This is a genomic window from Actinocatenispora rupis (genome assembly GCF_016861975.1).
GTDB classification, from domain to species: Bacteria; Actinomycetota; Actinomycetes; order Mycobacteriales; family Micromonosporaceae; genus Actinocatenispora; species Actinocatenispora rupis.
Window position 1 is genome coordinate 59,644 of record NZ_BOMB01000054.1, and the last position, 10,946, is coordinate 70,589.

The following is a 10,946-nucleotide window of genomic DNA, read 5'->3' on the forward strand; positions in this document are numbered from 1 at the left end:
GCGTCACGGTTCCGCGGACGGTGACGCGCCGAGGTCGCTCCGGCCGACGAGGGCGCGACCGTGGTCGAACTCGTCGCGCAGCGACCGTTCCTCCCGGCGCGTCCGCCGGGCGGCGACCTCCCGGCCGACGGCGTGCAGCGCGCCGCTGAGCCGGTCGAGTACGCCGGCGGCGGTCCAGGTGTCGCCCAGCTCCCGGCAGATCTCCAGCGCCTGCCGGTAGTACGTGACGGCCTGGTCGTGCCGGCCGAGTTCGGCGTGGACGTCGCCGAGGGTGGCGAGGGTGAGCCGTCGGCTGTGCCGGTCGTCGATGGCGACCTGGACGGCCAGCGCGTCGATCAGGTACCAGAGGGCCTGGCGGTGGTGGCCGAGCCGGCGGTGCGTGTCGGCGAGGCTGTTCTGCGCCAGCGCCTGGCCGCGCAGGTCGCCCAGCCGCCGGTACGCGGCGACGGCACGCAGATGGTCGTCGAGCGCCTGCCCCGGCCGGCCCTGCGCGGTGTGCGCGATCCCCAGTACGGAGCGGCTGATCGCCTCGCCGGCGCGGTCACCGAGCGCGTGGCGCAGCCGTACCGCCCGCTCGCAGCATTCGACGGCCTCGTCGTACCGGTGCAGGTCGGTGTGCGCGATCGCCAGCGTGGTCAGGGTGCTGGCCTGGCCCTGCCGGTCGCCCGCACCCTCGGCGGCGGCGAGCGCCGAACGGTACATGGCGATCTGGTCGGCCCAGTGCTTGCGGAGATGGAAGTGGCCCCACATCGCCGCGGGGAGCTGCCAGGCGATCGTGGCGAGGCCGTGCTCCACCGCGATCCGTACGGCGTCGACCAGGTTGTCGTGCTCGGCCTCGAAGTACGCGAGGGCGTGGCGGTGGGTGGTGAACGTCCGCGGATGGCGGGGGACCGCGGTGTCGAGGTGCCGGCCGAGCGGGTACAGGGTGCGGTTGGCGGCGTCGGTGGTGTGCAGGTACCAGGTGAGGACGCGGAGCCGGGCGTCGTGGCGGTCCCGGTCGCCGTCCTCGGCGCGGCACCGCTCGCCGGCGTACGCGCGGACCAGGTCGTGGCAGTGGTACCGGCCGGGGCGGTCCTGGAGCACGAGGTGCTCGTCCAGCAGGGCTTCGAGCAGCTGCTCGGCCGCGTCCGGGTCGGTGTCGGCGAGCGCCGCGGCGGACGCGGCGGTGACGTCGTGCCCGGGATGTACGGACAGCAGCCGGAGCATCCGTGCCCGCGCGGCCGGCAGTGACCGGTACGACAGGTCGAACGCGGTGCGTACCGCCCGGCTGCCCGCCGCGAGCTGGCCGAGCCGCCGGTCGTCGTCGGCCAGCCGGCGGGCCAGGTCGGTCATCGTCCACGCCGGGCGCGCCTGCAGCCGCCGCGCGACCAGCGCGATCGCGATGGGCAGCCGCCCGCACACCTCCACCACGCGCCGGGCCGCGCCCGGATCGGCGGCCACCCGGGCCGGTCCGGCCACCCGCGACAGCAGGTCCACCGCGTCGTCGGCGCCGAACACGTCCAACGGCAGCGGGTACGCGCCGTCGATCGCCAGCCGGCGCCGGCTCGTCACCAGTACCAGGCAGCTCGGTGAGTTCGGCAGCAGCGGGGCGACCTGACGCTCGTCGGCGGCGTCGTCGAGCACGAGCAGCGCGTCCTGGCCGTGCAGCCGCTCCCGGTACAGCGCGGCGCGCGCCTGCACGCCCGCCGGTACGCGGTCCGCCGGCACGCCCAGCATGCGCAGCAGGTCGGCTAGTACGGTCTCCGGCCGGGCGGGCGGGTGGTCCGGGCTGAAGCCGTGCAGGTCCACGAACAGCGCTGCGTCCGCGAACGCGCCGGTACGCAGCATCCGGTGCGCGGCGTGCACCACCAGCCGGGTCTTGCCGACCCCGGGCATGCCCTGCACCGTGCAGATCCCGGTGACCGTCGAGCCCGGCGCCGGCAGCAGCTCCTGCAACGTCTCCAGCTGTTCGGTACGCCCGGTGAAGTCCGCGACGTCCGGCAGCATCTGCTGGTGGTGCGCGGCGGCCGCGTCCGCCGCACCGGGTCCGTCGTCCCGGGGTGCTGTCGCCAGCCGGCGCCACTCCCGGCGCCACCGGTCCACCGCCGGGCGCACGTCGTCGGCCGGTACGCCGCCGGCCCGCAGGCACGCTGCCGTGAACGCCGACACGAACTCCAGCCGCGGCAACTCCGCCCGCCGCAACGCCGACGACACCGTACTCGGCGGCAGCGCGTCCACCGCGTCACCGCGCGCCGTCCGACGCGTACCGCCGAGGTGTTGCAGGCGGCGGAGCGACGGTTGGCCGGCCCAGGACCGCAGCCGTACCAACAGATGCACGAAGGACCGCGCGTCGCGGGCGGTGCCCGGATCCGGTGGTACCGGCGGTGAAACGGCCACGTGCGTCCTCCCGTGGCGGGACCGAACCACCGGAGCGTAACGGAGTGTCAGGCCCGGCTCCGTCGCGCAGGCGACATCCGACCCGATCGCCGCACCTGTGCCGCCGCACGGTTGCGCGGACGCGCGGCGCCGGGCCGTGCCGAACCGTGCGGGAACGTTCGGCACGGCGCGCAGGTCTTCACCCCGCACCGTCGGCGGGACACGCTGAGCGGGCCGCGAACCTACCGCGGCGCACGCCCACGGTGCGTACGCACCGGATCAGGAGGCACCAGAAATGGCCGAAGCCACAACGCACGACAACGCCATGCCGGCGGACACCGAGAAGAACGTGGCCGAACTCGACGCGGCGCCCGACGAGGCGAGCCGCCGTACGGTGGAGGCGAAGCTGATCCTCCCCGGCGCCGGCCCGCTCGACGCCGCCGAGCAGCCGTCGCAGGCCGAACTCGCCGCGCTCGACGCCGCACAGCCGATGGACCCCAACATCCCGTCACACCGCGTGGTACGGGTGGCCAAGGGCGAGGTCGGTACGCACGAGAGCGGCGACAACCACACCAAGTACGGCCGGTGGTACGGGCTGGACGGGCAGCCGTGGTGCGACATCTTCGTCAGCTGGGTCTGCCACGAGGTCGGCCAGCTGAAGGCGATCGGCGGCAAGCACGCGTACGTGCCCGACCACCTCGCCTGGTTCCGGAAGCACAAGCGCTTCCACCACCGCGGCGCGAAGGGCGGCGGCCCCGACATGGGCGGCGCCATCTTCTTCGACTGGAACGGCAACGGATCGCCCGACCACATCGGCATCGTCACCGGCTGGACCGCCACCCACGTCTACACCGTCGAGGGCAACCGGTCCGACAAGGTCGTGGCCGGCAAGTACTCCCGCTCGTACCGGTGCATCCTCGGGTACGGGTACCCGATCTGGGTCAGCTGACCCGGCACGTGCGGCCGACCACGGGGCTGCCGCACACCCGGTACGGCGGCGCGGTCCCGGACGGCCCTCCGGGGCCGCGCCGCCGTCGTACCGGATGGCCGGAAACCGTGCCAGCGCAACGAATCCCGCGATCCGGTCAGATGCCGAGGTCCTGGAGGAGGCAGCCGGTGCACGCGGCCGTGACGGCGACGACGGCGGCCGGCCCACCGAACTTGGCCACGACCTCCGGGTGGGCGGCGGCGTCGCAGAGCGCCTGGCACGTGGTCGACAACGCGAACGTGGACACCACCCCGGGCAGGGTGAGGGACGCCTGCAGGTCGCTGTTCGTCTTCAGTTCCGCGCCGAACTTGGCGATGCGGTGGACGGGGGGCACCGTGACGTCCTCCAGCGCGGTGGCAAGGTACTTCGTGTCGGCGTCGAGCGGCGCCTCGAAGGGGTACGCGGTGCCGTCGGCCTGGGTGGAGACGCCGACCATGGTGCGGCCGTTGGGAATCGCGTACGCCAGGGTGGCCCCGGACCGGTGCCAGAACGAGGTGCGCACGCCGCCCGAGGTACGGCGGATCTCCAGCCGTTCCACGACCTCGGCGCCGTCCAGGGCCTCCAGGCTCAGGCGATCCTTGATGCGGTCGAGGCGGTATCTTGTCGCGTCCAGCGTTATGTCCATGACGTCCTGGATGCTGGTGATCGTGTACCTGCGCTCCATGGTGACCATGACGACCCCGTTCCCGCCCTTTGCGTCATCGGCTCGAAGAAGTGAAGCGATCGTCGCTGCGGTGGTTCCGGCCATGGCGTGACCCCGCTCGCCTCTGCACAGACATCCAGGATGAACCGGGGCACGCCGTGGTGGTCCGACCGCGCGACGTAAATGTGCTACGTGGTCTGCACTACCCGACGCCGGTACCGCGGGTACGGGTTCTCCGGCCGAACGCCCGACAGTGGTACGCCGTGCGGGGGTCGTACGGCGCGCAGCCGGCCCCGGACGGTGCGCCGGGACCGGCTGCGGTGTCGTACCAGGGGCGGGTCAGGGGACGGCGGCGCCGTCGAACACCAGGAGCGTGCCCGGGTGGGCGGGGTCCTTCCACGCGAGCATGCAGGTGCGGTGGTTGATGGTCAGCGAAGCGTTGCGTCACCGCCTCCGGCCACACCTGGTCCACCGACCGGATCGTGCCCGGCGACGACGGCGGCGCGACGACCCGGTCGATCCGGTCGGGCGCCGGGGCCGGCGACACCGCGGTGGCCGGGTACAGCTGACCGACCCGTGTCGGCGCCGGAATCGCGAGCCGCCAACCGCCCGCCGCCACCGCCAGCAGCACGACCACCAGGCCGGCGCGCTGCCGCGGCGGCAGGATCGCCAGGCCGTCCCACAGCCCCCGGTCGTCGCCCAGCCGGCGCAGCGCGGCGTCCTCACCGACCGCCTCCGGTACGTCGGCCACGACCCGTTCCTGGCGCAGCCGCCGCCACCGGCCGATGTGCAGCCGCGCCATCGTCGTCCGCACGTACGCCTCGGGGTCGGACCGCCGGCGCACCCGCCGCCACGACACCCGCAGCCGCGCGAACGCCTCCTGTACCAGGTCCGCCGCGTCGTGCGAGCTGTCCGTCAGCATGTACCCGTACCGGAGCAGCGCCGCCGACCGCCGCCGGTAGAACTCCTCGAACAACGCGTCCCCGGCCGGTGTCTCCGCCCCGGGATCCGCCAGCCGGTCACCGTGGTCGTGCGGGGCGGCTCCCGACCGCTTCCTCCGGTCGATGCCCATGCGCCACCTGCCCTTCACCCACCAGGACGCGAAGGGGGGGCCGGACTGTTGCACGGTCCGGTCGCCCGCCGCGACGGGCGACGCGCGGCTAGACCGTGTCCACCGGCGGCGGCACGGCGGCACCCGTACCCGGTGGGTGGGGGCGCTCGGCCCCCGGAGCCGGCGCCCGGTACAGCACGGCGTGCAGGCCGATCTCGCCGGCGCCCACCACGTTGACGAGTTCCCAGCCCCAGCGCCGGAGTTCCTCCGCGGCCGCGAGCAGCACGCCCATCCGCGGGCGCCCGTTCGCGTACACGGCGAGGTAGCAGAACGGGTAGCCGGCGAGCTGCGCGGTGCCCTGCAGCACGCTCGTCGCCAGCACCGTACGGTTGCGGCCGATCGTGTGGGCGCTGTCCTCGGTCCTCACCCCGACGACCTTAGGGTCCGCCTTCAACCGCACCGCCCGGCGAAACCACCGGTACGCCGCCGATGAGTTCCGGCCGCCCGACACGTCGACCCAGCAGGACGTCCGCACGGGGCGTACCGGAGAGGACGAGGTCTGGTGGACGAGAGCATGTACACGATCAACGGCGCCAGCTGCTGCGTGGAGGTACGCGGCGGCGCGGACGACCCGACCGTACTGCTGGTGGGGTCGTCGATGCTGAGCTGGCCGGACGAGCTGTTCGACCGGCTCGTGGCGGGCGGGCGCCGCGTCGTCCGGTACGACGTGCGTGACACCGGCCGCTCGGAGTCGTACCCGCCGGGCGAGCCCGGGTACAGCCTGGCCGACCTCGTCGACGACGCCGCCGCGGTGCTCGACGCGACCTCGACCGCCCGCGCCCACGTCGTCGGGTTCTCGACCGGCGGCTGGATCGCCCAACTGCTGGCGCTCCGCCGCCCCGAACGCGTCGCGACGCTCACCCTCGTCGCCAGCCGGCCCAATACGCCCGGCCCGGTCGACGACGACCTCCCCGAGCACGACCCGGCGCTCATGCGGGTCGTCACGACCACCCCGCCCCCCGACTGGTCCGACCACCAGGCCGTCGTCGACCACCTCGTACTCATGGCCCGGACGATGGCCGGCGCGGGCACGTTCGACGAGGCCGCCGCCCGGGCGCACGCCGAGGCCGAGGTCGCCCGTACGACCGACGTCCGGTGCGCGACGACCAACATCGCGTTCGCCGACCACGGGCCGCGCTGGCGCGAACGCCTCGGCGCGATCACCGCGCCGACCCTGGTCGTCCACGGCGAGGACGACCCGTTCTTCCCGATCGGGAACGGCGCGGCGCTCGCCGCGGAGATCCCCGACGCCCGCCTCGTACGGCTCGCCCGGGTCGGGCACGGGCTCCCCGCGCCCGCCGTACCCGTGGTCGCCGACGCGATCCTCGCCCACACTGCGCGCTGACTCCCGGTCGGTCGCGTCCCGTACGGTGCGCGGTTCGTGGCCGGTCGGCGGGTCGACGCCGGCGCGGAAGCCCCGCTGCGCACAGCATGGTCGACGCCGTGTGCCCGCCGGTCAGATGAACAGGCGGTCGGTCTCGGCGAGCTTCGTGGTCAGGTAGGCGCCCAGCTCGCGCATCCGCGACTCGGGGAGGCGCGACGAGGGGCCGGAGATGCCGACGGCGCCGATCAGGGAACCCTTGATGTACAAGGGAACGGCGACGCAGCGGCAGGCGTCGAACGTCTCGTCCAGGTCGAGGGCGAAGCCGTCCCGGCGGGCCTGACGGACCCGGCTTCGCAGGTCGGTCTCGCTGTGCGCGGCGTGCTCGGTGCCCTCCCGGTACGACATGCGGCGCAGCAGGCCCTGCTGGGTGGTGGGATCCACCGCCGACAGGTACGCCTTGCCCAGCGCGGAACAGTGCATCGGCCGTACGGTGCCGAGCTGCTCGACGACCGCGACGGCGTGGAAGGTCGAGTAGTACGCCAGGTAGACCATGGTGGTGCCGGACGGCACGCCGAGGATGGTCGCTTCGCCGGTGTGGTCCCGGATCTCGGCGAGCACCGGGGTGATGCTGGCCGGCGACTCCGACACGGATTCCCGCTGTGGCACCAGATCCAGGAACTGCGACGGGACGAGCGTGAACCGCTTCGTGGCCGCGTCGCGCGTGACGTACCCGGTCTCGGTGAGCTCGGCCAGCAGGCGCAACGCCGTGCTGCGGTTGATGTCGAGTTCGCGCGCCAGCTCCGCGGCGGTGAGCGGCTCCTTGGTGAGCAGCTCGAAGGTTCGGATGATGCGCGAAATCATCGAGCTCGCGCCCTTCTTGGGACCGATCGTGATGGTGGGGTTCGGGCGTGTCGGCGTCATCATAATAGCTTTCGACGAGGCGGCCTACGCGTTGACCGCGGCCGGGAACAGCGTTGCCAGCGCGGCGCGGTTGGCCGCGAACGACCGCTCGGCGCGGTCCTCCCACCCGAACACCTGAACCGTTGCCAGGCCGTCGAATCCGGCGGCGTCCAGCGCCGTCGTGACCTCCGCCCAGTCGAGCTCTCCGGTACCGATGTCGAAGTGTTGGTGGACGCGGTGGTCGAGGCCGGGCGGGTTGACGATCGTGCGCTCCGGCCGGTACGTGTCGGCCAGGTGGACGTGGTCGAACCAGCCGCGCGCCCGGCGTACCTGGTCGGTGACGCTGCCGCCGAGGTGGTACGCGTGCGGCACGCAGTGCAGGTAGCGGACGTGGTCGCTGCCGATCTCGCGGACCAGGTCGATCGCCGACGCGGTCGTCTCCAGGAAGTCCCACGGGTGCGGTTCGACGGACAGTACGACGTCCTCGCGTTCGAGGATCGGCAGAAGCGTCCCGATCGACCGCAGGAACGCCGACCGGCACGGCTGCGGGGTGTTCGGGTCGCCGGACAGTTCGCTGTTGACGCGCCGGGCGCCGAGGTCGACCGCGGCCCGTACGCCGTCGGCCCACCGTGCGACGGCCCGCGTACGGATGTCCTCGTCCGGGCTCGACCATGGCTGGATGACGGCGACGGACGCGATCTCGACGCCGGCCGACCGGGCCGCGTCGCGTGCCGCGGCAAGCTCGCCGGGGCCGGCGACCACCGCCCCGTTGGCCGGTACGAAGTCGTCCCGGTTGCCCAGCTCGACCGCGTCGTACCCGGTGCGGGCGGCGGCGTCGAACACGGTGCGGACCGGGTGCGCGTTCAGCAGGGCGGGATCGAGGGCGATCTTCATGCGTACTCCTGCCACTGGGTGTCGGGAACGATGACGGCCTTGCCCGGTACGTCGCCGGCCCGCAGCGCGTCGAGCGCGGCGTTGACCTCCGACAGCCGCCAGAGCGACAGCTCGGGAAGCCGGATGCGGCCCTCGTCCGCCAGCCGCAGCAACGACTCCAGGTCCTCGCGCCGGCCGGAACGTACGCCGCGCAGTTCGGCTTCCTTGTGCGACAGTTCGCCGAAGTCGACGCTCGGCACGACCGAGTAGCCGGCGAGGACGTACAAGCCGCGGGGCGCGAGGGCGGCGATCCCGGGGGCGAGCGCGGCCGGTACGCCGGTGCAGTCGATGACGACGTCCACCGGCGGGTCGAACGACGCGGCGACGTCGTGGCCGAGCGCGGCGATCGCCTTGCGCCGCACCGGATTCGGCTCCACGACACGGCACCGGGTACCGTGCGCGGCGAGCAGCTCCGCGCAGAGGTGGCCGATGGGGCCGGCGCCGACGACGAGTACCCGGCGGGGTTCGCGGGCCATCGCGACGCGCACGCTGTTGGCCGCGGTGGCCCCACTGTCCACAAGGGACGCGACCTGCGGCGCGCCGAGCCCGTCCGGTACCTCGACGAGCTGGCGCGCATGCACCCGCGTGTACTCGGCGTACGCGCCGTCGACGCCCCGTACGCCGGTGATGGAGCGGAGGTCGGGGCAGAGTCGCTCGTCGCCGTCGACGCACCGGGCGCACGTGCCGCAGCCGGTGAACAGGGTGATGGTGACCCGCTTGCCGAGCCATTCGCGGGCGGCGGCACCGGCGTCCACGACGACACCGGCCGGCTCGTGGCCGAGGACGAACGGCAGCCGTGGCCGGTACGACCCGCCGGACAGGATGTGCAGGTCGGTGCCGCACACGCCGCACGCCTCGATGCGCAGGACGACGTCGTCGTCGGCCTCGACGGTGGGTACCGGCAGGCGGCCGGCGTCCAGGTGGTCGGCCGGGAGTGCGGTGGCGACCGCCGCGGCCATGGCTGGGTCCTGGGGCACGCCTGCTCCTTCATGACTCGCCGATGTTGCAATGGACGCAACATAGTGCAGGAATTGGTTGCTTGACAGGCAACGCTAGCACACGTAGCTTTCTGGCAACGCGGCTCGACTGGCGTCCATAGATGGCCATTCACCTGCTGTATCAGTGGCAGCTGCGCAACCGTCGGCCATCGTCTCGGGTACGGCCGTCCGCGCCAAGTCCGGTGCGCTGTGCGCAACTTCTGTTCGTGGCACGCAACGAGATTGTGAGAGGTGACATGCGCAGGTCCACACGCGGTATCGCGGCGCTGCTGACCGCCGCCGCTGTCGCGGCCTCGGCCACCGCCTGTGCCAACATCGGCGCCTCGGACGGCGCCGACAGGTCGGTGTCCGGGACCGTCGCGGTCGGTGCCAAGGCGTGCAGCAAGTACGGCAAGAGCGTCACCCTGACGATGGGCGTGTCCGAGGCCGGGCAGTCGATCGCCGAACAGGACCGGCAACTCGCGAGGCAGTTCGAGAAGAAGTACCCGAACGTCACGGTCAACGTCCAGGTGAAGGACTTCGCGGACTCGCTGAAGACCATCAAGCTGGCGATGTCCGGCAGCAACCCGCCGGACCTGATGCAGGGCAACGAGGGCTGGGCGATCGACGGCGCGCTCTGGAAGGCCGGCCTCATCAAGGACCTCAGCGCGTACGAGAAGGCGTACGACTGGGGGACGAAGTTCCCGGAGACCGCGCTGGCCGCGAACCGGTTCACCGCCGACGGCGCCACGTTCGGCACGGGCAAGCTGACCGGACTGCCGCAGGGCGTGCAGTACGTCGGGGTGTTCTACAACAAGAAGCTGCTGACGAAGCTCGGCGTCACCGACCCGAGCACGCTGGACGACCGGGACACGCTGCTCGCCACCGTCGCGAAGGCGAAGTCCGCGAAGCTCACCCCGGTGATGCTCGGCGACTCCGAGAAGAACTGGGCGCTGCACAACCTGTCGCTGTTCAACGGCTGGTACGTCTCGCCCGACGACATCACCAAGTGGGTGTACGGAACCAAGGGCTCGACGTACGACGACGCGGGGCACGTGCGCGCGGCCACCGAGTTCCAGAGCTGGATGACCAAGGGGTACTTCAACTCCGACGCGCTGTCGACCAGCTTCAACGACGCCGAGGCGCGGTTCGCGAAGAACCAGGCCGCCTTCTTCGTCACCGGTACGTGGGCGCTCGGCGACCTGACCCAGAAGATGGGCGACAACGTCGGGTTCATGCTGTGGCCGGCCGGCAGCAGCGGCAAGCACGCGGCGGTCGGCGGCTACAGCCTGCCGTACACGATGTCGTCGAAGACGAAGTACCCGGACTGCGCGGCGGCGCTGCTGAACTTCGTGACCGCCGGCCCGGAGGCCGTCCGGGCGCAGATCGCGTCCGGCCGCCCGTCGGCCACGACCGCCGGCGCCAAGGCGCATGTCAGCGATCCGCTGCTGGCGCAGATGGTCGCCGACTACACGAAGCTCAACGCCGAGAAGGGCCTGTTCCCGTGGGAGGACTGGCCGACGCCCACGATGCTGACCCTCGCCGAGTCGCAGGCGCAGCTGCTGCTGTCCGGCAAGACCACCCCGAAGGCGTACTGCGTGGCGCTGCAGAAGAACTGGGACGACTACCTGAAATCCAAGTAGCGCACCGCATCCCGGCACCGTCAGGACATCACCACGTCCGCGTCGTACCGCCGCGGTACGGCGCGGACCACC

Annotated in this window: 10 protein-coding genes; 3 read left to right on the forward strand and 7 right to left on the reverse strand. The window is 72.5% G+C overall.

Annotated features, from left to right (window positions below; translation table 11 throughout):
• Positions 1 to 3: 3 nt before the first annotated feature.
• Entirely contained in the window at positions 4 to 2,376 is a 2,373-nt protein-coding gene (locus tag Aru02nite_RS35310; protein ID WP_203664886.1) for an ATP-binding protein, read from the reverse strand.
• A 274-nt stretch (positions 2,377 to 2,650) separates the two neighbouring features.
• Here Aru02nite_RS35310 and Aru02nite_RS35315 point away from each other — a divergent pair, with 274 nt between their 5' ends.
• Complete coding sequence (locus Aru02nite_RS35315; protein WP_203664887.1) at positions 2,651 to 3,304, forward strand: CHAP domain-containing protein; 654 nt, start codon at positions 2,651 to 2,653, stop codon at positions 3,302 to 3,304.
• Between the two features lie 136 nt (positions 3,305 to 3,440).
• On the opposite strand, the gene Aru02nite_RS35320 is transcribed toward Aru02nite_RS35315, so the two are convergent.
• The 3 genes from Aru02nite_RS35320 to Aru02nite_RS35330 all read right to left on the reverse strand — a co-directional run bounded on the left by Aru02nite_RS35320 (position 3,441) and on the right by Aru02nite_RS35330 (position 5,464).
• Positions 3,441 to 4,016, reverse strand: a complete 576-nt coding sequence (locus Aru02nite_RS35320) for a hypothetical protein (RefSeq protein WP_203664889.1) — start codon at positions 4,014 to 4,016, stop codon at positions 3,441 to 3,443.
• A 172-nt stretch (positions 4,017 to 4,188) separates the two neighbouring features.
• Complete coding sequence (locus Aru02nite_RS35325; protein ID WP_203664890.1) at positions 4,189 to 5,058, reverse strand: sigma factor; 870 nt, start codon at positions 5,056 to 5,058, stop codon at positions 4,189 to 4,191.
• Between the two features lie 88 nt (positions 5,059 to 5,146).
• Positions 5,147 to 5,464, reverse strand: a complete 318-nt coding sequence (locus Aru02nite_RS35330) for a hypothetical protein (RefSeq protein WP_203664891.1) — start codon at positions 5,462 to 5,464, stop codon at positions 5,147 to 5,149.
• A 135-nt stretch (positions 5,465 to 5,599) separates the two neighbouring features.
• On the opposite strand from Aru02nite_RS35330, the gene Aru02nite_RS35335 reads away from it, so the two are divergent.
• Positions 5,600 to 6,442 carry an alpha/beta fold hydrolase gene (locus Aru02nite_RS35335; RefSeq protein WP_203664892.1) on the forward strand — a complete coding sequence of 281 codons (843 nt, stop codon included), beginning with the start codon at positions 5,600 to 5,602 and terminating at the stop codon, positions 6,440 to 6,442.
• A gap of 111 nt (positions 6,443 to 6,553) precedes the next feature.
• Here the strand turns inward: Aru02nite_RS35335 and Aru02nite_RS35340 are convergent, their stop codons facing one another.
• From Aru02nite_RS35340 to Aru02nite_RS35350, 3 genes are all read right to left on the reverse strand, one after another.
• Entirely contained in the window at positions 6,554 to 7,282 is a 729-nt protein-coding gene (locus Aru02nite_RS35340; RefSeq protein ID WP_203664893.1) for an IclR family transcriptional regulator, read from the reverse strand.
• Positions 7,283 to 7,366: 84 nt separating this feature from the next.
• Positions 7,367 to 8,215, reverse strand: a complete 849-nt coding sequence (locus Aru02nite_RS35345) for a sugar phosphate isomerase/epimerase family protein (RefSeq protein ID WP_203664894.1) — start codon at positions 8,213 to 8,215, stop codon at positions 7,367 to 7,369.
• Positions 8,212 to 9,231 carry an alcohol dehydrogenase catalytic domain-containing protein gene (locus Aru02nite_RS35350; RefSeq protein ID WP_203664895.1) on the reverse strand — a complete coding sequence of 340 codons (1,020 nt, stop codon included), beginning with the start codon at positions 9,229 to 9,231 and terminating at the stop codon, positions 8,212 to 8,214. Before Aru02nite_RS35350 ends, Aru02nite_RS35345 begins: the two co-directional genes overlap by 4 nt.
• 257 nt (positions 9,232 to 9,488) lie before the next feature.
• Between Aru02nite_RS35350 and Aru02nite_RS35355 the strand changes: the two genes are divergently transcribed.
• Positions 9,489 to 10,874, forward strand: a complete 1,386-nt coding sequence (locus Aru02nite_RS35355; RefSeq protein WP_203664896.1) for an ABC transporter substrate-binding protein — start codon at positions 9,489 to 9,491, stop codon at positions 10,872 to 10,874.
• Positions 10,875 to 10,946: the final 72 nt, after the last annotated feature.

Bases quoted from the DNA above. Each gene is read 5' to 3' on its own strand.
- Aru02nite_RS35355 (WP_203664896.1), top strand. From the start codon at position 9,489: ATGCGCAGGTCCACACGCGGTATCGCGGCGCTGCTGACCGCCGCCGCT.
- Aru02nite_RS35345 (WP_203664894.1), bottom strand. From the start codon at position 8,215: ATGAAGATCGCCCTCGATCCCGCCCTGCTGAACGCGCACCCGGTCCGC.
- Aru02nite_RS35320 (WP_203664889.1), bottom strand. From the start codon at position 4,016: ATGGTCACCATGGAGCGCAGGTACACGATCACCAGCATCCAGGACGTC.
- Aru02nite_RS35315 (WP_203664887.1), top strand. From the start codon at position 2,651: ATGGCCGAAGCCACAACGCACGACAACGCCATGCCGGCGGACACCGAG.
- Aru02nite_RS35340 (WP_203664893.1), bottom strand. From the start codon at position 7,282: ATGATTTCGCGCATCATCCGAACCTTCGAGCTGCTCACCAAGGAGCCG.
- Aru02nite_RS35325 (WP_203664890.1), bottom strand. From the start codon at position 5,058: ATGGGCATCGACCGGAGGAAGCGGTCGGGAGCCGCCCCGCACGACCAC.